The organism is Saccharopolyspora gregorii (genome assembly GCF_024734405.1).
GTDB lineage: Bacteria > Actinomycetota > Actinomycetes > Mycobacteriales > Pseudonocardiaceae > Saccharopolyspora_C > Saccharopolyspora_C gregorii.
Genome location: NZ_CP059556.1, coordinates 2,126,116 through 2,149,412 on the forward strand (window position 1 = coordinate 2,126,116; position 23,297 = coordinate 2,149,412).

At 73.5% G+C, this 23,297-nt stretch carries 21 protein-coding genes; 13 read left to right on the top strand and 8 right to left on the bottom strand.

Annotation, left to right across the window (positions count from 1 at the left end):
- Window positions 1–2 precede the first annotated feature (2 nt).
- Genes H1226_RS09095 through H1226_RS09105 form a run of 3 tightly spaced genes read left to right on the top strand, consistent with a single transcriptional unit; the run spans window position 3 to window position 3,549 of the window.
- A complete protein-coding gene (locus tag H1226_RS09095; protein ID WP_258348386.1) occupies window positions 3–1,040 on the top strand; it encodes an ABC transporter permease in 1,038 nt (345 codons plus the stop codon).
- Window positions 1,037–1,960 carry an ABC transporter permease gene (locus tag H1226_RS09100; protein ID WP_224957647.1) on the top strand — a complete coding sequence of 308 codons (924 nt, stop codon included), beginning with the start codon at window positions 1,037–1,039 and terminating at the stop codon, window positions 1,958–1,960. Before H1226_RS09095 ends, H1226_RS09100 begins: the two co-directional genes overlap by 4 nt.
- On the top strand, window positions 1,957–3,549 hold the full coding sequence (locus H1226_RS09105) for a dipeptide ABC transporter ATP-binding protein (protein ID WP_258348387.1): 1,593 nt from the start codon (window positions 1,957–1,959) through the stop codon (window positions 3,547–3,549). Before H1226_RS09100 ends, H1226_RS09105 begins: the two co-directional genes overlap by 4 nt.
- 223 nt (window positions 3,550–3,772) lie before the next feature.
- On the opposite strand, the gene H1226_RS09110 is transcribed toward H1226_RS09105, so the two are convergent.
- Together H1226_RS09110 and H1226_RS09115 are read right to left on the bottom strand one after the other, a co-directional pair.
- The gene (locus tag H1226_RS09110; RefSeq protein ID WP_258348388.1) at window positions 3,773–4,402 is read right to left on the bottom strand and encodes a nucleoside/nucleotide kinase family protein; all 630 of its coding nucleotides are present in this window, start codon (window positions 4,400–4,402) and stop codon (window positions 3,773–3,775) included.
- A gap of 37 nt (window positions 4,403–4,439) precedes the next feature.
- Window positions 4,440–5,372 (bottom strand): S66 peptidase family protein, encoded by a 933-nt coding sequence (locus tag H1226_RS09115; protein ID WP_224957644.1) that lies wholly within the window; start codon window positions 5,370–5,372, stop codon window positions 4,440–4,442.
- Window positions 5,373–5,620: 248 nt separating this feature from the next.
- On the opposite strand from H1226_RS09115, the gene H1226_RS09120 reads away from it, so the two are divergent.
- Both H1226_RS09120 and H1226_RS09125 read left to right on the top strand, forming a co-directional pair.
- Complete coding sequence (locus H1226_RS09120) at window positions 5,621–6,187, top strand: DUF3090 domain-containing protein (RefSeq protein ID WP_224957643.1); 567 nt, start codon at window positions 5,621–5,623, stop codon at window positions 6,185–6,187.
- A 6-nt stretch (window positions 6,188–6,193) separates the two neighbouring features.
- Window positions 6,194–6,988: an SCO1664 family protein gene (locus H1226_RS09125; RefSeq protein WP_258348389.1), complete on the top strand. Its 795-nt coding sequence runs from the start codon at window positions 6,194–6,196 to the stop codon at window positions 6,986–6,988.
- A 227-nt stretch (window positions 6,989–7,215) separates the two neighbouring features.
- Here the strand turns inward: H1226_RS09125 and H1226_RS09130 are convergent, their stop codons facing one another.
- Window positions 7,216–8,430 (bottom strand): serine hydrolase domain-containing protein, encoded by a 1,215-nt coding sequence (locus tag H1226_RS09130; protein WP_224958661.1) that lies wholly within the window; start codon window positions 8,428–8,430, stop codon window positions 7,216–7,218.
- A 291-nt stretch (window positions 8,431–8,721) separates the two neighbouring features.
- Here H1226_RS09130 and H1226_RS09135 point away from each other — a divergent pair, with 291 nt between their 5' ends.
- A complete protein-coding gene (locus H1226_RS09135; protein ID WP_258348390.1) occupies window positions 8,722–10,125 on the top strand; it encodes an ATP-binding protein in 1,404 nt (467 codons plus the stop codon).
- Window positions 10,125–12,074 (top strand): vWA domain-containing protein, encoded by a 1,950-nt coding sequence (locus H1226_RS09140; RefSeq protein WP_258348392.1) that lies wholly within the window; start codon window positions 10,125–10,127, stop codon window positions 12,072–12,074. Before H1226_RS09135 ends, H1226_RS09140 begins: the two co-directional genes overlap by 1 nt.
- Before the next feature lie 7 nt (window positions 12,075–12,081).
- Here the strand turns inward: H1226_RS09140 and H1226_RS09145 are convergent, their stop codons facing one another.
- A complete protein-coding gene (locus H1226_RS09145; RefSeq protein ID WP_258348395.1) occupies window positions 12,082–12,450 on the bottom strand; it encodes a VOC family protein in 369 nt (122 codons plus the stop codon).
- Window positions 12,451–12,741: 291 nt separating this feature from the next.
- Entirely contained in the window at window positions 12,742–14,499 is a 1,758-nt protein-coding gene (locus H1226_RS09150; protein WP_258348398.1) for a DUF2637 domain-containing protein, read from the bottom strand.
- Between the two features lie 278 nt (window positions 14,500–14,777).
- Here H1226_RS09150 and mshC point away from each other — a divergent pair, with 278 nt between their 5' ends.
- Complete coding sequence (gene mshC, locus H1226_RS09155; RefSeq protein ID WP_258348400.1) at window positions 14,778–16,013, top strand: cysteine--1-D-myo-inosityl 2-amino-2-deoxy-alpha-D-glucopyranoside ligase; 1,236 nt, start codon at window positions 14,778–14,780, stop codon at window positions 16,011–16,013.
- Window positions 16,014–16,086: 73 nt separating this feature from the next.
- Here the strand turns inward: mshC and H1226_RS09160 are convergent, their stop codons facing one another.
- On the bottom strand, window positions 16,087–16,926 hold the full coding sequence (locus H1226_RS09160) for a PAC2 family protein (protein ID WP_224960103.1): 840 nt from the start codon (window positions 16,924–16,926) through the stop codon (window positions 16,087–16,089).
- Between the two features lie 262 nt (window positions 16,927–17,188).
- Between H1226_RS09160 and H1226_RS09165 the strand changes: the two genes are divergently transcribed.
- The 3 genes from H1226_RS09165 (at window position 17,189) to H1226_RS09175 (ending at window position 19,193) form a co-directional block, all read left to right on the top strand.
- The gene (locus tag H1226_RS09165) at window positions 17,189–17,869 is read left to right on the top strand and encodes an HAD family hydrolase (protein ID WP_258348402.1); all 681 of its coding nucleotides are present in this window, start codon (window positions 17,189–17,191) and stop codon (window positions 17,867–17,869) included.
- 55 nt (window positions 17,870–17,924) lie between these two features.
- The gene (locus tag H1226_RS09170; protein WP_258348404.1) at window positions 17,925–18,188 is read left to right on the top strand and encodes a phosphoribosyl-ATP diphosphatase; all 264 of its coding nucleotides are present in this window, start codon (window positions 17,925–17,927) and stop codon (window positions 18,186–18,188) included.
- Between the two features lie 156 nt (window positions 18,189–18,344).
- Window positions 18,345–19,193, top strand: coding sequence for a VOC family protein (locus H1226_RS09175; protein ID WP_258348406.1), 849 nt, complete (start codon window positions 18,345–18,347; stop codon window positions 19,191–19,193).
- Between the two features lie 124 nt (window positions 19,194–19,317).
- Here the strand turns inward: H1226_RS09175 and H1226_RS09180 are convergent, their stop codons facing one another.
- Together H1226_RS09180 and H1226_RS09185 are read right to left on the bottom strand one after the other, a co-directional pair.
- Window positions 19,318–20,094 (bottom strand): thioesterase family protein, encoded by a 777-nt coding sequence (locus H1226_RS09180; RefSeq protein ID WP_258348407.1) that lies wholly within the window; start codon window positions 20,092–20,094, stop codon window positions 19,318–19,320.
- 41 nt (window positions 20,095–20,135) lie between these two features.
- Window positions 20,136–21,062 carry a RecB family exonuclease gene (locus H1226_RS09185; protein ID WP_258348408.1) on the bottom strand — a complete coding sequence of 309 codons (927 nt, stop codon included), beginning with the start codon at window positions 21,060–21,062 and terminating at the stop codon, window positions 20,136–20,138.
- Between the two features lie 88 nt (window positions 21,063–21,150).
- Here H1226_RS09185 and H1226_RS09190 point away from each other — a divergent pair, with 88 nt between their 5' ends.
- Window positions 21,151–22,293 carry a site-2 protease family protein gene (locus H1226_RS09190; protein ID WP_258348409.1) on the top strand — a complete coding sequence of 381 codons (1,143 nt, stop codon included), beginning with the start codon at window positions 21,151–21,153 and terminating at the stop codon, window positions 22,291–22,293.
- A gap of 136 nt (window positions 22,294–22,429) precedes the next feature.
- Window positions 22,430–23,260, top strand: coding sequence for a tRNA (adenine-N1)-methyltransferase (locus H1226_RS09195; RefSeq protein WP_224960100.1), 831 nt, complete (start codon window positions 22,430–22,432; stop codon window positions 23,258–23,260).
- The last annotated feature ends 37 nt before the right edge of the window (window positions 23,261–23,297 follow it).

Sequence of the window (23,297 nt, forward strand, 5' to 3'; positions counted from 1 at the left end):
GCATGGCCGACTTGACGGTCGAAGCCGGGGACCAGGCGGCCCGGGGCCGCGCCGGCGGGGGCTGGCCCGGGTACCTGGCGCGCAAGCTCGGCGGCGGGCTGGTGAGCGTGTTCCTGGTGGCGGTGCTCGGGTTCTTCCTGTTCCGGGTGCTGCCCGGCGACCCGGTGCGCACCATGACGCGCGGTGCGCCCGTGTCCGCCGAACAGCTGGAGCAGCTGCGGCAGCGGCTCGGGCTCGACCAGCCGCTGTGGAAGCAGTTCGTCGACTACCTCGGCGCGCTGGTGCGCGGTGACCTCGGCACCTCCTACACCTACAGCAGGCCGGTGGCGGAGCTGATCGGCGAGCGGTTCGGCCCGACGGTGCTGCTGGTGGGCACCGCGACCGTGCTGGCCGTCGCGCTCGGGCTGTGGATGGGCACCCGGGCGGCGTGGCGGCACGGCAGCGCGTTCGACAAGGCATCCACGTCCGTCGCGCTCACCCTGTGGTCGGTGCCGACGTTCTGGCTCGGGCTGATCGTGCTCATGGTGTTCGGCGTCGGGGTGGGGCCGATCCCGGGGCTGTTCCCCGTCGGCGGGATGGTCTCGCCGGACACGCCGCCGGTGCTGATCTCGCAGGTGCTGGACGTGGCGCGGCACCTGGTGCTGCCCGCGCTGACCATGGTCGCGGTGATCTACGCGCAGTACCTGATGGTGATGCGCTCCTCGCTGCTGGAGGAGATGGGCGCCGACTACCTCACCACCGCGCGCGCGAAGGGCCTGCGCGAAGACCTGGTGCGGCGCAGACACGCGGTGCCGAACGCGCTGCTGCCCACCGTGACGTTGATCTTCCTGCACCTCGGGCTGGTCGTCGGCGGCGCGATCACGGTGGAGACGGTGTACTCGTGGCCCGGCTTGGGCCTGCTGACCTTCGAAGCGCTGCGCGTGCCCGACCTGCCGCTGCTGCAGGGCACGTTCATCGTGCTGGCCGGGAGCGTGATCGTGATGAACGTGGTGGCGGACCTGCTCTACCGGGTCCTGGACCCGCGGGTGCGTGCGGCATGACGGCCACCGAACCGGTGACCCCGCCGGAACGGGACGCGGCCCGGCTGGTGCGAGCGCGGCGGCGGGCGGCGGCGGGCGAGTCGTGGCGGGTGTTCCGCGCCGACCGCGGCGGGCTCGTCGGGCTGGTGCTGCTGGTGCTCATCGCGGCGCTGGCTCTGCTGGCACCGCTGCTCACCGACCAGACCGGGCTCGACGTCACCAAGGTGACCGGGGAGGCGCTGCAGCCGCCGAGCGGTTCGGCCTGGCTCGGCACCGACGAGTCCGGTCGCTCGGTGCTGCTGCTGACCTGGTGGGGCGCTCGGGTCTCGCTGCTGGTGGGGCTCGCCGCGGCGGTGCTGTCGGTGGTGATCGGGACCGTGGTGGGCGTGCTCGCCGCGCACTTCGGCGGCTGGACCGACGCGCTGCTGATGCGGTTCACCGACTTCTTCCTGGTGCTGCCCGCGCTGGTGCTGGCGATCGCGCTGTCCACCGTGCTGTCCCGGGGGCTCGGCACGATCGTGCTGGCCATCGGCGTGACCTCGTGGCCGACCACCGCGCGGCTGGTGCGGGCGCAGACGCTGACCGTGGAGGCCCGGCCCTACATCGAGCGCGCCCAGGTGCTCGGCGGCGGGAACCGGCACGTCATCGGCAGGCACGTGCTGCCCGCGGTGCTGCCGCTGGTGTTCGCGAACACCACGCTGTCGGTGGCCAGCGCGATCATCATGGAGTCCACCCTGTCGTTCCTCGGCCTCGGCGACCCGAGCCGGGTGTCCTGGGGCTCGATGCTCAAGTCCGCGATGGACACCGGGGCCGTCACCGGCGGCGCCTGGTGGTACCTGCTGCCGCCCGGCGTGGGGATCGTCCTGGTGGTGCTGAGCTTCACGCTGTGCGGCCGGGCGATGGAAGCGGTGTTCAACCCGAGGTTGCGGGGGAATCGATGAGCCCGATCCTGACGCTGCGCGGCACGTCGATCTCCTACCGGGGCGCCGACGGCCTGGTGCCCGCGGTGCACGACGTGGACCTGAGCCTGGAACCCGGCGACACCCTCGGACTGGCCGGGGAATCCGGGTGCGGCAAGACGACGCTCGCGATGTCGGTGCTGCGGCTGCTGCCGCGCTCGGCGGTGCTCGACGGGGAGGTGCTGCTGGACGGGGAGGACGTGCGCGGCCTGTCCTTCGGCCGGATGCGCGCCGCCCGCTGGTCCACCGCCTCCGTGGTGTTCCAGGGCGCGATGCACGCGCTGAACCCGGTGCGCACCGTCGGCGCGCAGATCGCCGAACCGATGCGGCTGCACGGCACCGCCACCGGCGACCTGCGCGGGCGGGTGGCGGAGCTGCTGGAATCGGTGGAACTGCCCGCCGACCGCGCCGACGCCTACCCGCACGAGCTCTCCGGCGGGCAGAAGCAGCGCGTGATGATCGCGATGGCGCTCGCCTGCGACCCCCGCCTGATCATCGCCGACGAGCCGACGACCGCGCTGGACGTGGTGGTGCAGGCGCAGGTGCTGGCGCTGCTGGGCAGGCTCGTCGCCGAACGCGGCATCGCGCTGCTCATGATCAGCCACGACCTGTCGGTGCTGGCGGCGAGCTGCGCGCGGATCGCGGTCATGCACGACGGCCGCATCGTCGAGCACGGGCCGTCGAAGCAGGTGATGGGCGCGCCGCGGCACGAGCACAGCCGGGCGCTGGCCGACGCGTTCCCCACCGTCGGCGACCCGAAGTTCCGGCTCGTCGAAGCGGCCCGCCCCGCCGGCCCGGCGCTGCTGGCCGCCGAAGGCGTGGCGGTGGAGTTCCCGGCGCGCACCGGGGCGGCGGTGCGGGCGGTGCGCGGCGTCGACCTGGAGGTCGGCGCGGACGAGATCATCGCGCTCGTCGGGCAGTCCGGATCGGGGAAGACGACGCTGGCCCGCACCCTGCTCGGCCTCCAGCGGCCCACCACCGGGCGAGTGCTGTTCGACGGGGAACCGCTGCCCACCGGCAGCGCCGGGCTGCGCGCGTACCGGCGCCGCGTGCAGCTGGTCCTGCAGGACCCGACGGGGGCGTTGAACCCGCGCCACACCGTCTACGAAGCGGTCGCCGAAGGCCTGCGCATCCACGGCGACGTCGCCGACGAGGCCGCGAAGGTCGCCGACGCGCTGGAGGCCGCCGAGCTGCGGCCCGCGTCGAAGTTCCTGTCCCGCTTCCCGCACGAGCTCTCCGGCGGGCAGCGGCAGCGGGTGGTGATCGCCGGGGCGCTGGTGCTGGCACCGCAGGTGCTGGTCGCGGACGAGCCGGTCGCCTCGCTGGACGCGACGGTCCGCGGGGAGATCTTGGCGCTGCTGCTGCGGTTGCGCGTCGAACGCGGACTGTCCACTTTGGTCATCACGCACGATCTGGGGCTGGCGTGGAACATCGCCGACCGGGTCGCGGTGATGTACCGGGGCGAGATCGTGGAGCTCGGCACCGTCGAGCAGGTGCTGCTCGACCCGCGGCACGACTACACCAAGACCCTGCTGGCAGCAGTCCCCACCCTGGACCGCCGACCTGCTTGATCGTTCGTTCCCCTTCTTCCGAGGGGGTGGGGTGGCGGAACCTCAGCCGCCTCGTCGCTGCGGGATCTTTTTCCCGAGTGGCTCCGCCACGAGGGAAAAAGCTGTCCTCGCGACGAGGCGGCTGAGAACCCGCGGGTGGTGCTGTTGAGTGCTGGGTCGCTGCTCAGCGGCTTCGCCGCTGACAGGAAAGGGAAGGACTGGTGGGCTCGGTCTGCTCGCCTGGTCAGGTCCAGGCGTCGACGACGGCGGGGTGGCCGGGGCGGTCGACGCGGATCACGTGGTCGGCGAGGCGTTCCGGGGCCACCTCGGCGTGGTAGCGGTCGAAGGCGGGCAGCGTCCAGCGCTCGGGCTCGGGCGTGTGGCGCGCCAGCGAGGCGCCCGGCAGCCACAGGTGCACCGTGCGGTCGAACGGCAGCCCGGCGCCCAGCAGCAGCGGACCGTCCACCAGCACCACCCCGCGCTCCGGCAGCCGCACCCGGTCGAGCCGGGGGGAGCGGTCGGTCGCGGCGTCCCACAGCGCGGGCAGCACCTGCCCGGTGCCGTCGTCGGCGAGCGGATCGAGGACTTCGCGGCGCAATCCGGCGAGGTCGAACCAGCTCTCGTAGAACGAATCCGGATCGTCGCGGCCGTGCTCGAACCGCAGCGAAGCGGGCCGCACGTACCCGTCCATCCGCACCCGCACCACCTCGCGCCCGCGCACCCGCAGCGGTTCCACCAGCCCGTCGGCGAAGCCCGCGGTACCCGCCGCGGCGGCCCCGTCGACCGCGACCCGCAGCCACCGGCGGCGCATGCCGTCCACGGCGTCGGCGAGCTCGCCCGCCAGCTTCTCCGGAGTGATCGCCCGAACCCGCATGCCGCCGTTCTACCCGACGTCCGGTGCGGGCCGTCGCTCAGCGCAGCGCGGGTTGCAGCACGCTCAGCCGCTGCGCCGCGGTGTCGAGTTCGGCGGCCACGCCCAGCGGGACGGTGCGCTGCGCCGCGCAGTGGCCGAAGCCCAGCTCCCACAGCACCGGGATCCCGAGGTCCCCGAGCAGGTCCCGCAGCACCGCCCGCACCTCGTCCACCGGCCCGCACCCGCTCCACGAACCGAGCGCGATCCCGCTGGCCCGGTCGAACCACCCGGCGCGCAGCAGCTGCGTCAGCGCCCGGTCCAGCCGGTACGGGTCCTCGTCGACGTCTTCGAGCAGCGCGATGCCGCGCACCGGCGGCGGGGCCGCGTCGGGGGCGCCGAGCCCGGCCGCCAGCAGCGACAGGTTGCCGCCGTAGGTGATGCCGCGCGCCCGGCCCGGCACCAGCGCCTCCGCGCCGCCGCGGGTCAGGATCGTCACCGACTCCGGGGTGAACAGGGTGCGGCGCAGGTGCTCGCGGGCGGGCGCGTCGTCGATGAAGGCTCCGGTGCCGATCATCGGTCCGAACACGGTGGCGACGCCGAGCCGCACGCCGAACGCGTCGTGCAGGGCGGTCACGTCGCTGGACCCGGCGAACACCTTGTGCTCGGCGGCGGCCATCGCCGTCCAGTCGAGGTGGTCGAGGACCCGCATGCAGCCGTAGCCGCCGCGGGCGCACAGCACGCCGTCGATCTCCGGATCGCACCAGGCCCGCTGCAGGTCCGCGGCGCGGTCCGCGTCGGCGCCCGCGAGGTAGCGCAGCCGGGGGTGGCGTTCGCGCACGTGCTTGCCGGGCACGACCCGCAGGTCCCAGTCGCGCAGCAGCTGCAACCCGGCGTCGAGCTGGTCGGCGGGCACCGGGCCTGCGGGGGCGACCACGGCGACCGAGTCGCCCGCTCGCAGCCGTCGCGGCCGGTGTCGTTCACGGGTGCTCATGGCATGACTCCGTCCGGAGGTCCGGATCGTGGGGTGGCCAGAGCCTAGCGGGCCGCGAGTGATCGGGACCGCAGCCCGCGGCGGTGTGTTCGCGTTCGGCGAACAGCCCGGCCGGGTGGCGGGGAGCCCGGCGCACGCGGGTCGCAGGTGAACGCGCGGTGCCGACGGTGCTGCTGAGGGGCCGTCTCCGGCCGAACAGGGGACGGCTTCGCGAGCCGCGGGCCGGGTGGCTTACTGTCGAAGGTGCCATGGCTCGTGTCATCCACGTCTTCCGCCAGCCCGACCGGTTCGTCGCAGGGACCGTCGGGGAACCCGGCGAGCGCACCTTCTACCTCCAGGCGTCCGAGGACGTCCGGACGGTCAGCGTGCAGCTCGAGAAGCAGCAGGTCTCCGTGCTGGCCGAACGGATCGGCGCGCTGCTGGAGGAGGTGCAGCGCCGCTTCGACGCGGAACTGCCCGCCGCGCCGCCGGACGACTCGCTCGACACCGACCCGCTCGCGGTGCCGGTGGAGGAGGAGTTCCGCGTCGGCACCATGGGGCTCGGGTGGGACGCCGAGACCGAGGCCGTCGTCGTCGAGCTGCTCGCGGTCACCGAGGAGGAGATCGACGAGTCGGTGGTGCTCGACGACACCGAGGAGGGCCCGGACGCGGTCCGCGTGTTCCTCAGCCCTGCGGACGCCCGCGCGTTCGCCGAGCGCGCCGAGCGGGTCCTCAACGCGGGCCGCAAGCCGTGCCCGCTGTGCGGGGAGCCGCTGGACCCGGACGGGCACATCTGCCCGCGGCAGAACGGTTACCGCCGCTCCGAGGAGGACTAGCCGACCGTGCACCCCGATGATCCGGCCGTTCGCGAGGTCCTGGCACACGGCCGCATCGAGGTCGAGGGCCGGCTCGTGGAAGCCTCGAACGCCACGCTGTTCTGCTCCGTCGAGCACGAGGGCGTGACCGCCGAGTGCGTGTACAAGCCGGTGCGCGGGGAACGGCCGCTGTGGGACTTCCCGGACGGCACGCTCGCCGGGCGCGAGGTCGGATCGTTCCTGGTGGCGGAGGCGCTGGGCTGGCACCTGATCCCGCCGACGCTGCTGCGGGAGGGGCCGTTCGGCCCGGGCATGGTGCAGCTGTGGGTGGACACCGAGGAGGGCTCCGACCTGGTGGACCTGGTGCCGCCCTCGGAGGTGCCGGAGGGCTGGCGCGCCGTGCTGCGCGCCCAGGACCACCGCGGTGACCCGGTGCTGCTGGCGCACTCGCCGCACGAGGAGCTGCGCAGGCTCGCCGTGCTCGACATCGTGATCAACAACGCCGACCGCAAGGGCGGGCACGTGCTGCACTCGCCGCGCGGCGAGGTGTTCGGCGTGGACCACGGGGTGAGCCTGAACGCGGAGAGCAAGCTGCGCACGGTGCTGTGGGGCTGGATCGGGGAGCGCTTGCCCGCGGACGCGGTGGAGGCGCTGAGCCGGTTCCGCGCGCTGCTGGAGGGCGATCTCGCGTCCCGGCTGGCCGAGCACGTCACCCCGAAGGAGGTGCAGGCGCTCGTCGACCGCGTCGACGCCCTGCTCACCACCGGCGAGTTCCCGGCCCCGTCCGGCGACTGGCCCGCCATCCCCTGGCCCGCGTTCTGACCGGGATATCGGCTCGTTCTGCGCTGGGGTGAGGTGGCGGAACCTCAGCCGCTTCCTCGCTGCGGGATCGTTTTCACCGGTGGCTCCGCCACAGGAGAAAACGCTGTCCTCGCGAGGAAGCGGCTGAGAACCCGCGGGTGGTCCGGTTGTGTGCGTGGTCGCCGCTCATCGGCTTCGCCGCTGACAGGAGAACCGCGAAGAAGCTCTGGAACGAGCCGAACCTCTACTCAGTCCACCAGTGCCTGGTAGACGAGCTGGTGGAGCTGGGAGCGGATGGGGTGGGTGCCGGACGGGATGAGCTGGGTGAAGAACTGCACCGTGAGCTCCTCCGCCGGGTCCACCCAGAACGCGGTGCTCGCCATCCCGCCCCAGGACAGCTCGCCCGGCGTGGAGATGACGTGCGAGGCGACCGGGTCCTCGACGACGGCGAAGCCGAGCCCGAAGCCCTTGCCCGCGTTGGCGACCTCGGAGAACGACCCGTTCGCGATCTGGTCCAGGTGCGCCCCGCCGGGCAGGTGGTTGCGGCCCATGTACCGCACCGTGCGGTCGCTGAGCAGCCGCACCCCGTCCAGCGCCCCGCCGCCGAGCAGCATGCCGGTGAACCGGTGGTAGTCGTGGGCGGTGGACACCAGCCCGCCACCGCCGGACAGCGCGCGCGGCGCGGCGGTCGGCGGCGAGTTCTTCGGCACGGTGGCCTTGCCCGCGGAGTCGGCGAGGTACAGCGCGGCGAGCCGGTCCTTGTCCTCCGGCGGCACCTCGAACCCGGTGTCGGTCATGCCGAGCGGTTCGAAGATGCGGGTGCGGAAGAACTCGTCGAGCCCCATGCCGGAGGCCACCTCGACGACGCGGCCGAGCACGTCGGTGGACACCCCGTAGTTCCAGGAGCTGCCGGGTTCGAACAGCAGCGGCATCGCCGCGTAGTCGTCGCACACGCCCGCCAGGTCCTGGTCGGGGGTGCCGAACTCGTAGCCGGTGCGCCGGTAGATCTCGTCGACCGGGTTGAGCCGGTTGAAGCCGTAGGTGAGCCCGGAGGTGTGGGTGAGCAGGTGCCAGATCCGCACTGGTTCGGTCGCGGGCCGGGTCTGCGGGGCGCGGGCGGGGCCGCCGGTGTAGACGCGCTGCTCGGCGAAGGAGGGGATGAGGCTGCTGACCGGGTCGGTGAGCTCGAAGGCGCCCTCTTCGTGGAGCATCATCGCCGCGACCGAGGTGATCGGCTTCGTCATCGAGTAGATCCGGAAGATCGTGTCGTCCTCGATGGGGGCGCCCGTGGTGATGTCCCGCTTCCCGTGCGAGCTGAAGTGCGCGACGACGCCGCGCCGGGCGATGAGCAGCTGCCAGCCGGGGAGCCTGCCGTCGTCGACGTACGCCGCGAAGTGGCGGTCGATGCGCTGGAGGCGTTCGGGGTCGAAGCCCGCCTGGACGGGGTCGGTCTGCAGCTGCACGTGATCATTCTCCTCTGCCGGGGCCGTCACCTTTCTACTCGCCGGTACCGCAGCGGTGCCAGCGTGTTCCCCCGCACGTCGTCGCGCTGCGCGACCGCGGCGTCACCACCGGCGAGCGGCGCGGGCGCGCCACGCGCGGGGTGCCGGGCGGTTTCCGCGCGGCTTCCCGGCGGACGGCGGGCCGCTGATCACCGGAATCGTCCGCACCGGCGGGAAACCCGTTGGCACGACGGTGTTTCCCGTGCTGAGACGTGTTCGCGGCGACCGGGCGGAGCGAGTAGCGTCGAACGGGTGACGAACTCTCGGACCCCACCTCCTGGGCTGCCCGGCACGGCGGGGGAGCTGCGTGCCAGCGGACACCTGCCGTACAGCGTGAAGGCCGAGGTGCGCCGCAACCTGCTGACCGCGCTGCGCTCGGGGAATCCGCTGTGGCGGGGCATCGTCGGCTTCGAGGGCACCGTGCTGCCGCAGCTGGAGCGCGCGCTGATCGCGGGCCACGACGTGGTGCTGCTCGGCGAGCGCGGGCAGGGCAAGACGCGGCTGCTGCGCGGGCTGACGGCGCTGCTGGACGAGTGGACGCCGGTGATCCCCGGCTCCGAACTGGACGAGCACCCGCTGGAGCCGATCACCCCGACCTCGATCCGCCGCGCCGCCGAGGAGGGCGACGCGCTGCCCGTCGCGTGGCGGCACCGCGAGGACCGCTACGTCGAGAAGCTGGCCACCCCGGACACGGCGGTCGGTGACCTCATCGGCGACGTGGACCCGGTGAAGGTCGCGGAAGGACGGTCCCTGGGGGACCCGGAGACCATCCACTTCGGACTGGTGCCGCGGGCGCACCGCGGCATCGTGACCATCAACGAGCTGCCCGACCTGGCCGAGCGGATCCAGGTGGCGCTGCTGAACGTGATGGAGGAGCGGGACGTGCAGGTCCGCGGCTACAGCCTGCGGCTGCCGCTGGACGTGCTGCTGGTGGCCACGGCGAACCCGGAGGACTACACCAACCGCGGCCGGATCATCACCCCGCTCAAGGACCGCTTCGGCGCGGAGATCCGCACCCACTACCCGGCGGAGCTGGATGACGAGATCTCGCTGATCCGGCAGGAGGCGCTGCTGGAGGCGGAGGTCGGCGACCACCTGCTGGAGGTGCTGGCCCGCTTCGTGGGGCACCTGCGGGAGTCCTCGGCGGTCGACCAGCGCTCCGGCGTGTCGGCGCGGTTCGCGATCGCGGCGGCCGAGACGGTGTCCGCGGCGGCGCTGCACCGGGCGGCGCTGACCGGGGAGGAACCCGCGGTGGCGCGGCCGGTGGACCTGGACGCGGTGCCGGGCGTGCTGCGCGGCAAGCTGGAGTTCGAAGCGGGCGAGGAGGGGCGCGAGGACGAGGTCCTCGGCTACCTGCTGCGCCGTTCGGTCGCCGACACGGCCCGCGGCCTGTTCGCCGGGCTGGACCTGAGCTCGCTGATCTCGGCCGTCACCGGCGGGCACCAGGTCGCCACCGGTGAGCGGGTGGCGGGCGCCGACGTGCTGCGGGCCCTGCCGGAACTGCCGGTGCTGCACCAGGTCGCCGAACGGCTGGACGTGCGCGCCGGGGATCCGGTCGGGCGCATCGCGAGCGCGGTGGAGCTGGCGCTGGAAGCGCTGTACCTGGCGAAGAAGCTGGCCAAGGACACCGACGAGCAGCGGTCGGTGTACGGCTGATGCCGCGGTTCCGGTACGGCGCCTGGCACGGCGGTTCCGATCCGCTGGAGCCGCCGGTGGACCTGCGTTCCGCGCTGGACCAGATCGGCCGGGACGTGATGGAGGGCGCGTCACCGCGCTCGGCGCTGGAGGAACTGCTGCGCACCGGGACCCGCGGCACCGCGGGCCTCGACGAGCTGACCCGCCGGCTGTGGCAGCGCCGCAGCGAGTTGCAGCGCAGGCACAACCTGGACGGCACGGTGCAGGAGGTGCGCAGGCTGCTGGACCGCGCCCTGGAGCAGGAGCGCACCGCGCTGGCCGCCGAGGACGGCGAGGACGCCCGGTTCCGGGAGCTGCGGCTGGGCGCGCTGCCGCCGGACGCGGGCGGTTCGGTGCGGGAGCTCGCCGAGTACGACTGGCGCTCGTCCGACGCGCGCGAGACGTTCGAGGAGATCCGGCGGATGCTGGGCGGCGAACTCCTCGAACAGCGCTTCCGGGGCATGAAGCAGGCGCTGCAGGACACCTCGCCGGAGGACGTGGCGCGGGTCCGCGCGATGCTCGACGACCTCTCCGAGCTGCTGGCCGCGCACGCTCGCGGCGACGCCGACGTGCCGGAGCGGTTCGAGCGCTTCATGGCCGAGCACGGCGAGTTCTTCCCGGAGAACCCGCGCGACGTGGACGAACTGGTCGACGCGCTGGCGGCCCGGTCCGCGGCGGCGCAGCGGATGCTGAACTCGATGAGCGAGCAGCAGCGCGCCGAACTGGCCGAGCTGTCCCGGCAGGCGTTCGGCGACCCGCGCATCGGCGAGGCGCTGAACCGGATGGACCGGCAGCTGCGCTCGCTGCGCCCCGACGCGGACTGGTCCGGTCGCGGCCGGTTCCGCGGTGATCAGCCGATGGGGCTGGCGGAGGCCACCGAGGCGATGGCCGAGCTGGGCGAGCTGGAGCAGCTGGCCGAGCAGCTCGGCCAGTCCTACCCGGGCGCGAGCCTGCAGGACATCGACCTGGAGGCGCTGGAACGGCAGCTCGGCGAGCGGGCCGTGGTGGACGCGCGGCGGCTCGCCGACATCGAGCAGCAGCTGCGCGGGCAGGGCCTGCTGCAGCGCGGACCGGACGGGAACCTGCGGCTGAGCCCGCGCGCGATGCGCAGGCTCGGCGAGACGGCCCTGCGCTCGGTGGTCTCGCAGTTGCGCTCCCGCAAGGGCGACCGGGACACGGACCGGGCGGGCGCGGCGGGGGAGCTCACCGGCACCACCCGGCCGTGGGCGTACGGCGACACCGAACCGTGGGACGCGGTCCGCACCGTGCGCAACTCGGTGCTGCGGCGCGCGGCGGCGGGCCCGGCGGCGCCGCGGCTGCACCTGGACGACCTGGAGATCGCCGAGACCGAGCAGCGGTCCCGGGCGGCGGTGGCGCTGTGCGTGGACACCTCGTGGTCGATGGTGCAGGACGGCCGGTGGGTGCCGATGAAGCGCACCGCGCTGGCGCTGAACCACCTGGTCGCCACCCGCTTCCGCTCGGACGCGCTGCAACTGGTCACCTTCGGCCGCTACGCGTCCACTGTGGACGTGGGTGAGCTGGCGGCGCTGGAGGGCACCTGGGAGCAGGGCACCAACCTGCACCACGCGCTGCTGCTGGCGGGCAGGCACGTGCGGCGGCATCCGGACGCGCAGCCGGTGGTGCTGGTCGTGACCGACGGCGAACCGACCGCTCACCTGGAACCCGACGGCGAGGCGGTGTTCCAGTACCCGCCGACCCCGCGCACCCTCGGCGTCACGCTGTCCGAAGTGGACTCGCTGCACCGGTTGGGTGTGACGTTGAGCGTGTTCATGCTCGGCGACGACCCCCGGCTGGAGGCGTTCGTCGACGTCGTCGCCCGCCGCGGCGGTGGCCGCGTCGTCGCCCCCACCGCCGACGGGCTCGGCGCGGCGGTCGTCGGCGACTACCTCCGCACCAAGCGCCGGCGCTGACGGACCCTCACAGGTACGGGCTGGTGAGCAGTTCGAGGTAGTGGCCCGATGGGTCCAGCAGGTAGACGCCGCGGCCCCCGTGGCCGGTGTTGATCTCGCCGGGCCGGGTCCGCTGCGGGTCCGCCCAGTGCTCCCGGTCGGCGATCCGCGCGCGGGCGCGGTCGAAGTGCGCGTCGTCCAGCAGGAACGCGTAGTGCTGCGGCGGGAAGTCCACCGGCGGGGCGGCGAACTGGAGCAGGACGCCGTCGGTGAGCCGGACGTTGACGAACGGGCCCCACGACGGGGCCTCGTCGGCCTCGAGCAGGTCCCGGTAGAACGCGGCCATCTCGGCCGGGTCCGTCGAAGCGATGATCGTGTGGTCGAAGCGCGCTGACATGGTCCTCCTCGGTCGGTGCGGGTGGGTCGAGTCCACTCGCCCGCGAGGAGGTGCGCGGATCAGCCGACGACCAGGTGGCCGTCCCGGGAGCGGCCGGCATCGGCCTGACTGGTCATCACGCGGTGATCGTAGCGCTGGTCCGCCGCGCCCGTCCGCGGTTTCGGCCGGATCGGCGAAGCCGACCGGTCACGCGTCGAGGAGTTCTGGGCCGCGGCCACCGCGTCGGAGCGGGTGCCGACGAGCGGGGCCGGCCCGCCCACCCCGAAGGCCGCGGGCCGCTCTTCCTGCCGGTCAGCTCTGGTCGGCGCCGACGAGCTGGGCCTTCTCGTGGGCCTCTTCCTGGGCCATGGACTTGCGGGCGGCGTTGATCTGGCGACGGCCCCAGCTCTCCGACAGGCCGTAGCGCTTGGCCAGCTCGGCGGGCTTCACCGGCTGCTCGGCCGCCACGGACATGCGGTAGTCGGCGCGGGCCGCGGAACGCTTGTCCTGGTCGCTCATCGGCCGGTCCGGGACCGGCGGCAGGGTGAGCGTCTGCTCGGCGTCGCTGACGTCCGCGGGCTTCTTCGCGGCGCCGGAGGTGGTTCCGGCGGGCTTCTGCTTGGCGGTGGAGGGCTTGGCGGTGGTCTTCGCGGTCGTGCTCTCGGCGGTCGCGGCGTCCTCCGCGGCGACCTTCGGCAGTTCGAGCGTGACCGTGGGGGCCTCCGCGGGCTCGGGCCGCGCGTCCTCGGCGGTCGGCCGCTCGTCCGCCGCGGCGGGGGCCGTCACCTCGGCGCTGGAGCCGGTCGCGGCGGGCGCCCCGGAGCTCGTCGTCGCAGCGGTGCTGGAGCCGTCCGTGGCCTCGGGGGTGTGCGCGGAATCGCCGGTTTCCCCGGCGTCAGCGCCGGTTTTCCCAGCGTTGGCGCCGGAACCTCCAGCCTTGGCGTCGGATTTCCCAGCGGTGGCGCCGGATCGTCCAGCGGTGGCGCCGGACTCCCCTGCGGTGGTCCCGGCGTCCTCCGCGGTGGAACCGGCGGCTTCCTCGGCCGAGCCGGATTCCGCGGCAGCGGTCCGCGCGTCGGTGATCTCCGCGGCGGTAGCGGCATCCGCGGCGGCGGCTCGCGACCGCGCGGACCCGCTCGACGTGGCCCGGGGTGCGGTCGCGTCCCGCGGACCGCCCGTCCGCTCGTCGTCCGCGGTGGACGATCCGGCCGGGGCGGGTGCGGTGGCCGCCGCGCTCGCCCGGACGGCGGGGTCGGAATCGACGCGCGGCCGGGCCTCGGCGCGGGGTGCCGGTTCGGTGCGCTCGGTGCTCGGTTCGGTGCTCGGTTCGGTGCTCGGTTCGGTGCTCGGTTCGGCGGTCGTCGCGGCTTCGGGCCGCTCCGCGTCCGCCGGCTCGGTGACCGGTGGTGCCTGCTCGGATGCGGCGGCCGCCTTGAGCGCGTTCGCGCGGCGGGTTCCGGGCGGGGCCAGGGTGCCGAGCCCGGCGATCTCCTCGACCGGGATGTCGATGACCTGCTTGCGGAACGCCTCGCCCGTGCTGCGGCGGTCCACCATCCAGCGCAGCACCAGCAGGCCCGGCCGCAGCCGGAACCCGCGCATGCCGTGCTTGGCCTCGTAGTCGGCGCGCAGCTCCAGCAGCACCACGTCGAACACCGCGACCGCCGCGATCGGCAATCCGGCGGCGACGATCTGCGCCTCCTGGCTCGGCTGGTGGATCCAGTTGATCCACGAACTGACGCCGGTGAACGCCCACATCAGGATGCGCCCGCGCACCGCGGAACGGCCGTTGATGGAGGAGCGGTAGGTCATCAGGGTGCAGGCGAACGCGGCGCCGTCGAACGTGGCGGGCACCAGCCACGCCGACCAGTAGGTGAACCCGGCCATCGACTGCATGCCGTACTCGTGGAGGCCGACGAAGCTCGCGCCCCAGCCCATCACGGCGGCCATCGCCACGAAGATCAGCGCGGCGATGGACAGCGAGCGGCTTCCGCGGTCGCCCGGCGCGCTGGGAAGCGACTCCGCACTCGGATCCGGGCTGCCGGTCGGGCGGCTCTTGGCGGCGTCATGCACGGGGTGTCCTCCAGATTCGCGTGACAGCACGCTCGGCAGTGCCGGATAGTAACTAACCCATCACCTGGACGGATGACCGGATGGCGTTCTTGTGCTAGGGGGTGGCCCGATTTGCTTGCTACGAGTGATTCGTCGGGCCGTGTTCCCGCGTGCCGCGGTGGACGCCCGCGCCGATCGGCGTGCGCCGCGGCCCCGGCCCGCCCCGGTCGACCCGCCCTAGTTCTCACGATGTGTAACGGGGCGGCGTGCGGTCGGCCGGGACGTTTAAGGTCGGATGCATGCAACCCTGGTCGTCGGTCCCCGTGCCCCAGGTGCCGGGCACACCCCGCCCCCTCCGGCTCTTCGACACCGCCACCGGCGAGGTCCGGCCCACCCAGCCCGGCCCCGTCGCGCGGATGTACGTCTGCGGCATCACCCCGTACGACGCCACCCACCTCGGTCACGCCGCCACCTACCTGGCGTTCGACCTGGTCCACCGCGTGTGGCTGGACAACGGCCACGAAGTGCACTACGTGCAGAACGTCACCGACATCGACGATCCGCTGCTGGAGCGGGCCGACCGCGACGGTGAGGACTGGGTCGTGCTCGGCATGCGCGAAACGGCGCTGTTCCGGGAGGACATGGCCGCGCTGCGGGTGCTGCCGCCGCAGGACTTCATCGGCGCGGTCGAGGCCATGCCGGAGATCGTGGAAGCGGTCGGCAAGCTGCTGTCCTCCGGCGCCGCCTACCGGGTCGACGACGAGTACCCGGACGTCTACTACCGGCACGACGCGACCGGCCGGTTCGGCTACGAGTCGAACTACGGCCCGGAGGACATGCTCACGTTCTTCGCCGAGCGCGGCGGCGACCCGGACCGCGCAGGCAAGGAACACCCGCTGGACGCGCTGCTGTGGCGGGCCGCCCGGCCCGGCGAGCCGTCCTGGGAATCCGAGCTCGGGCCCGGCAGGCCCGGCTGGCACCTGGAGTGCTCGGTGATCGCGCTGAACCGGCTGCGGATGACCTTCGACGTGCAGGGCGGCGGCTCCGACCTCGCCTTCCCGCACCACGAGTACAGCGCCGCGCACGCCGAGGCGCTGACCGGCGAATCCCCGTTCGCGCGGCACTACTGCCACGCGGGCATGGTCGGCCTCGACGGCGAGAAGATGTCCAAGTCGAAGGGCAACCTGGTGTTCGTCTCGCGGCTGCGCGGCGACCGGGTGGACCCGATGGCGGTGCGGCTGGCGCTGCTGGACGCGCACTACCGCACGGACCGCTCCTGGACGGCGGACGCGCTCACCGCGGGCACCGCCCGGCTGGCGCGCTGGCGGGAGGCGGCGGCGCTGACCGCGGCACCGGCCGCCGCCACGGCGATCGCCGGGCTGCGGGACCGGCTCGCCGACGACCTGGACACGGAGGGCGCGCTGCGCGCGGTCGACGCGTGGGCCGACGAAGCGCTCGCGGGCGGCGGCACCGACGCGGCCGCGCCCGGTGAGGTCCGCGCCGCGGTCGACGCGCTCCTCGGCGTGCAGCTCTGACCGGCTGATCCGAACAGCGGAACGCCCTCCGAGCCGGGCTCGGAGGGCGTTCTCGTGCGATCGGGGCGCGGCATCAGCCGGGACCGGGGCCCAGCGGCCCCTTGCCGCCCGGCCCGCGCCTGCGCAGGTAGCGCTCGAACTCGGCGGCGATCGCGTCGCCGCTGGTCTCGGTGAGCTTCACCTCGGCGTCGCCGCGTTCCTCCAGGGCGCGCACGTAGTTGCGGACGTCCTCGTCCTCCTCGGCCATCTCGCTGACCGTGGTCTCCCATTCCTCGGCCTGGTCCGGGAGGTTCCCCAGCGGGACCTCCAGGTCCAGCGCGTCCTCCACGCGGTGCAGCAGCGCCAGCGTCGCCTTCGGCGACGGCGGTTGCGACACGTAGTGCGGGACCGCCGCCCAGAACGAGATCGCCGGGATGCCCGACTGCACGCACGAGTCCTGGAAGATCCCCACGATGCCCGTCGGGCCCTCGTAGGTGGAGCGTTCCAACCCGTAGCGGGTCGCCGAATCCGCGTCGTAGGCCGTGCCGGTCACCGGCACCGGGCGGGTGTGCGGCGCGTCGGCCAGCAGCGCGCCCAGCGACACCACGGTGCGCACCCCCGCGTTGTCGAGGTGCTCCAGCAGTTCCGCGCAGAACGCGTTCCAACGCATGTTGGGCTCTATCCCGTGCACGAGCACCACGTCGTGCTCGGCGCCCGGCGGCCGGCACACCGACAGCCGCGTCGTCGGCCAGCTCACCTTCCGGGTCACGCCGTCCACCAGCTTCACCGTGGGGCGCGAGACCTGGAAGTCGTAGTACGGATCCGGGTCGATCTCGGCCAGCGGGGAGGCGTCCCAGGTGAGTTCGAGGTGCTCGATCGCGGAGCTTGCGGCATCGCCCGCATCGTTCCAACCCTCGAACCCGATCACGGCGATCGGGGCGGTCGGCCCAGCGGGTTTGCCTTCGGTCGATGTGCCTTCGGTCGAATTCCCCTCGGTCCGGTCCACCTGGTCTGCGGAGCGTGGTTCGCGATCGTTCACCGCGTCAGCCTACGACCTATCGCCGACGTGAGCGCCCGACATCCCGGAGACGATCCGAACCGGCGGGGAGGGATCGGCCACGTTCGCTGGGAGCGGCCCCCGCCGCCCTGCTGTACTGGCGGCGTGGCACTGATGAGCTTGTTGAGATCAGGGCGCGATGGCTGACGCCCGCCCCGCCGCCGTCCTGTTCGACATGGACGGCACCTTGGTCGATTCCGAGAAGCTGTGGTCGATCTCGCTGAGCGATTACGCCGTGCACCGCGGCGGCGAGCTCGGCGTCGCCACCCGCGAAGCGATGGTGGGCTCGAACATGTCCACCAGCATGCGGATGCTGCTGGCCGATCTGGGCCTGCCCGCCGATCCGGCGAACGTCGCGGACGCCGCCGAATGGGTGGAGAAGCGCAGCGCCGAGCTGTTCCGCCAGGGGCTGCCGTGGCGGCCCGGAGCCCGGGAGGCCCTGGCGCAGGTGCGCGCGCTGGGCGTCCCGTGCGCGCTGGTCACCTCCACGATCCGGTCGCTGGCGGAGATCGCGCTGGACACCCTGGGCCGGGACTCCTTCGACGTCACCGTCTGCGGCGACGAGGTCGACGGCCGCAACAAGCCCGACCCGGAGCCGTACCTGCGGGCGGCCCGGCTGCTGGACGTGGACCCGCGGCGCTGCGTGGCGGTGGAGGACTCGCCGACCGGGGTGTCGGCGGCCGTGGCCGCCGGGTGCACCGTGGTCGCCGTGCCCTGCGAGGTGCCGCTGGAGCCGGGTGAGCGGCGGGTGCTGCTGAGTTCGCTGGAGTCCTTCGACGTGCCCGCGCTGAGCGCGCTGCTGCCGGGCGCGGTCGCGTGAGCGGCGGCGGGACCGCTGTCGGGGCCCGCCGCGCCGGATGCGAGGATCGAACGTCGTGAAGACCTTCGACGAGCTGTTCAGCGAGCTCCAAGAACGCGCCCGCACCCGGCCGGAGGGGTCGGCGACCGTCGCCGCGCTCGACGCCGGGGTGCACGCGCAGGGCAAGAAGGTCATCGAGGAGGCGGGCGAGGTGTGGCTCGCCGCCGAGCACGAGTCCGACGAGGCGCTGGCCGAGGAGATCTCGCAGCTGCTCTACCGGCTCCAAGTGATCATGCTCGCCCGCGGGCTGTCGCCCGAGGACGTCTACCGGTACCTCTGACAGCGGAACGCCCCGGGCGAATCATCCTGTTTGTCCTCTTTGCACTGTTCCGCGCCGCCGCTCCGATGGAGGAATTCGCCTCGGCGCGACCTCGATCGTCGATCACTCGGTCATAATGGGTAGTGATCTTGAAGCGATGAGGTGGGGGTGAGGAACATGGCCGTAGTGCAGCCCGGGGAGGCAGCGCCCCAGTGGGAGATCGTGGCCGGGATGCCGTGCTGGATCGAACTGGTCACCACCGACGTGGAGCAGGCCCGCGAGTTCTACGCCGAACTGTTCGGCTGGCGGTACGAGACGCACCAGGACGACGAGGCCGGGGAGCACGTCGTCGCCTACCGCGACGGGTTCCCCGTCGCCAGCATCCGCCGCTCCGCCGGGGAGCACTCCGAATGGCGGCTGTTCCTCGCGGCGCAGGACGTCGACACCACCGCCGAGCAAGCGCTCGGCGAAGGCGCCCGGATCGTCGTGCCGCCCGCCGACGTGCCCGGCATCGGCCGCAAGACCGTGCTCGTGGGGCCCTCCGACGCCGAATTCGGGCTGCTGTCCCCCGACGACTCCTGGCAGTTCGACGTCGGCCTGCCCGGCACCCTCATGTGGGCCGAACTCGTCACCATCAAGGCCGCCGCCGCCGACGGCTTCTTCCAGCGGCTCTTCGGCTACGAAGCCGAGCAGTTCGGCGCCGAGAACCGCTCCAACTACGCCGTCTGGTACCTCGCCGGGGAATCGGTGCTCGCCCGGGTCAGCATGATCCGCGACTACATCACCCCCGACACCCGGCCGCACTGGCTGCTCTACCTCGGAGCCGACGCCGACGAGGGCATCGACGGGCTCGTGCACCGGGCCATCGGGCTCGGCGGGCGGGTCCGCGTCGACCCCTACGGCTCCAGCATCGGCCGCGTCGCCGTGCTGCGGGACCCCACCGGGGCGCGGTTCGCGGTCGTGGACGACAGCCAGGCCACCGACTGGTTCGACAGCGCGGCCAACTTCGATCCTTACGATGATTGACGGGTCTTCGGCCTGCGTCGGGGGCGGGTGGCGGAACCTCAGCGGGTGGTCCTGTTGCTCGGGTGGTCGTTGGCTCAGCGGCTTCGCCGCTGACAGGGAAGGGGAAAGCCGTTCGGCTGCCTGGTCAGCGGGGGGTGACCAGGAGGGTTTGGGCGGAGCGGCCGATCGGGCCGGTGTGGTCGTGGACGGTGCTGGTGGCGAGGCCGCCGCCGTCCGGGCCGAGGGTCGTCTCCGCGTCCAGGCCGACCCACTCGCCGGACGGCTCCCGGTGCAGGTGCACCGTCAGGTCGGTGTTCGCGAACGACCACTCCGACATCCGCGCCCGGCGGGACACGCCGCTGGACGAGTCCACCACCGCGAACAACCGCTGCAACGGGCTCGGCTCCTCGTCGGCCAGCAGCGGGATCCGCTGCCGCGCCCACACCCGGGCGCGGCCGAGCTCCGCGCCGGGGCCGACGCGCCACTCCATCGCCGCCGCGTAACCGCGGTCCCAGCCGTCGATGTCCGACGCCTCCGGCCAGGACAGCGGATCGTCCAGCGCCTCGCGGGGCCCGCCCGCGACCGGCGTGCTGTCGCCGCGGACCATCCGCCACGCGCGGGCCGTCGCGCACACCCGCCCGCCCGCGGACAGCTCCGCCGACAGCAGCTGCACCGACCGGCCCGGGCGCAGCACCTCGGCGCGCACCGCCAGCTCGGCCACCGGCACCGGGCCCAGCACGTCCACGGTCACCCGGCGGATCGCCGTGCCCGGCGCGGGCTCGCAGCGCTCCAGCTCGCGCACCAGCAGCGCCGACACCGGCCCGAAGTGCTGGGCCGCGTCCGACCACGGGCCTGCGGTGTGCCCGGTGGCGCGGAAACCTCCTCCGCCCAGCCGCTCGTAGAACACGGCCCGCTCGTCCACTGCGTCCTCCTCGGCAGCCGTCCGCCCGCGGCGGAAAGCGATCAGTCCGTGCGGTCCAGCACGGATTCCTGCCCCGGATCCGGTTCCGGCCAGCCCGGGTAGGGCGGGGGAGTGCCGCCGAACTCCGGGCAGCGGGACTTGTGGTCGCAGTAGTCGCACAGCTTGCTCGGGTTCGGGCGGAAGTCACCGGTCTTCCCGGCGCGCAGGATCGCCTGCCAGATCGCCTCCAGCGTCCGCTCGAAGCGGCGCAGCTCCGCCTCGTCCGGCGCGTAAGCCAGCGACTGCCCGTCCGACAGGTACATCAGCAGCAGCTGCTTCGGCACCTCGCCGCGGGTGCGCCACAGCACCAGCGCGTAGAACTTCATCTGGAACAGGGCCTTCGCCTCGCCGATCTGGCGAGGTGCCGCGCCGGTCTTGTAGTCGACCAGCCGGATCTCCCCGGTCGGCGCCACGTCCACCCGGTCGATGAACCCGCGCAGCAGCAGCCCCGACTCCAGCTCCGTCTCCACCCGCAGCTCGCACGCCTCCGGTTCCAGGCGGCGCGGGTCCTCCAGCTCGAAGTACGAGTCCAGCAGGCGCGTCGCCGAACCCAGCCAGGTGCGCAGCTGCGGATCGTCCGGCCCGTCGAACAGCTCCGCCAGCTCCGGCTGCCCCGCCAGCAGGTCCTGCCAGGCCGGTTCCAGCAGGTCGCGGGCGTGCTCGGCGTCGCGCTGCTCGGTGGGCAGCGCGAACATCCGCTCCAGCACCGAATGCACCACCGTGCCGCGCACCTGCGCCCGCGTCGGCGTCTCCGGCAACCGGTCCACCGCGCGGAAGCGGTACAGCAGCGGGCACTGCTTGAAGTCACCCGCGCGGGACGGCGACAGCGCGGGCCTGCGCCGGCCGGCGGGCAGGCGTGCCCCGTCCGACCCGCCCGCCCCGGCGAGCTCCGATCGCGTGCTGTCGCTGGTCCGGGCCGGTTCCACCATGCCCGCACCCTAGAACAGGGGTCCGACGGGATCGCGCACCCGTGGCGGATCACCGGCTCCTCACGCCGCCCGCTCTACCCTGTGGGCCATGCCCGCCAACACGGCCCGCGGCCGAGCCGCTCCACCGGACGACGGCCTGCTGCTGTGCCGGGTGGTCGGGGTGCCGGTGCTGCTGTCGCCGTCCTGGTGGGTGGGGGCCGCGTTCATCGTGCTGCTCTACACCCCGCTGGTCGGCCGCATCCTGCCCGCCGCGAGCGTGTGGACCAGCGCGTTCCTCGCCGCCGGGTTCACCGTGCTGCTGGCGGCCTCGGTGCTGCTGCACGAGCTCGGGCACTGCGTGGCGGCGATGCGGCTGGGCCTGCCGGTGCGCCGGGTGCGGCTGTTCCTGCTCGGCGGCATCTCCGAGATCAGCCGCGCGCCCGCGACCCCCGCGCAGGAAGGTCTGGTGGCCGCCGCCGGGCCGGCCGTGTCGGTGGTGCTCGCCGCCGTCACGGGACTCGGCTGGTACGCGGTGGAGCCCGGCGGCGCGGTCTGGCTGCTCATCGCGCAGACCTGCGTGGCCAACCTCGCGGTCGCCGCGTTCAACCTGCTGCCCGGGCTGCCGCTGGACGGCGGGCGGATGCTGCGCTCCGCGCTGTGGGCGGTCACCGGGCGCAGGCAGCCGGGCACCACCGCGGGCGTCGTCGGCGCCGGGCTCGTCGCCGCCGGACTGCTGGTGTGGGCGCTGCTCGGGTTGCTGCAGGACGTGGACGACCAGTGGCTGCGGCTGCTGGCCTGCGTGTTCATGGTGTGGTTCGTCATCGCGGGCGCCACCGCCGAGCACGCCGCCGAGCAGCGCAAGAGCCGTCCGGTGCGGTTCTCGCTGGCCGAGCTGATGCGCCCGGTGCTGCAGCTGCCCGCCGAGAGCCCCGTCGGCGACGCGCTGGTCGCCGCCGCCGGCCGCGGCGTGGTGCTGGTGCGGGCCGACGGCGTCGCGGTCGGCCTGCTCGACCAGTCCGCCGCCGAACGGCTCGCGACCCGCGCGCCCCGGGACCCCGCCGAGCACGCCGCCGAACCCGTCGGCCCGGACACCATCCTGCTGGAGGGAGAGCCGGGCGAGGCCGTGCTCGAACGGGTGCGTACCGTACTGGCCTGGCAGTTCCTCGTCATCGACACCGAAGGCAGGCCCTGCGGGGTGCTGCGCCGGGAGGACCTGCGCAGCGCGCTCCGCTCCCGCGCCCGCGAACGGTGAGCACCGGCGGGAACCGCCCGGGCCCTCTGCGACGATGGTCCGCCGTACCCGCCGAGCCGCGGCTCCACCGCTCACTCCCGTGACGTCCCGCGCCCGGCGGCCCCTTGCCGAACGCGCACATGGAGGCACGAAGCACGTGAGCACCGTCAGCGGTGAGTTCCAGCCCGGCGACCGGGTCCAGCTGACCGATCCGAAGGGCAGGCACTACACCGTCGTCCTGGAGACCGGCGGCGAGTACCACACCCACCGGGGCGCGCTGGCGCACGACGACCTCATCGGCAGCCCCGAGGGTTCGGTGGTCACCTCGGCGGGCGGCACCTCGTTCCTGGCGGTGCGGCCGCTGCTGGCCGACTACGTGCTGTCGATGCCGCGCGGCGCGCAGGTCATCTACCCGAAGGACGCCGCGCAGATCCTGATGTGGGGCGACATCCGGCCCGGCGCGCGGGTCCTGGAGGCGGGGGCCGGTTCCGGCGCGCTGAGCTGCTCGCTGCTGCGCGCGGTCGGCGAGCAGGGCAGCGTCGTGTCCTACGAGGTCCGGGAGGACCACGCCGAGCACGCCGAGCGCAACGTGCGGAAGTTCTTCGGCGAGGTCCCGGAGAACTGGACCCTGCGCGTCGCCGACCTCGCCGACTACGACGAGGGCCAGGTCGACCGGGTCGTGCTGGACATGCTCTCGCCGTGGGACGTGCTGGACACCGTGTTCCAGAACCTGGTTCCGGGCGGCGTGCTGGTGGTCTACGTGGCGACCACGACGCAGCTGTCCAAGGTCACCGAGGCCATCCGCGAGCAGCAGTGCTGGACCGAGCCGCAGGCGTGGGAGACGTTGATCCGGCCGTGGCACGTGGTGGGGCTGGCGGTGCGGCCGGAGCACCGGATGGTCGCGCACACCGCTTTCCTGCTGGTCACGCGGCGGCTCGCGGACGGGGTGACGCCGCCGCGCCCGCAGCGGCGTCCCAGCAAGGGCTGACCGGGGCGGTGGCACCGCGACCCCCGCGGTGCCACCG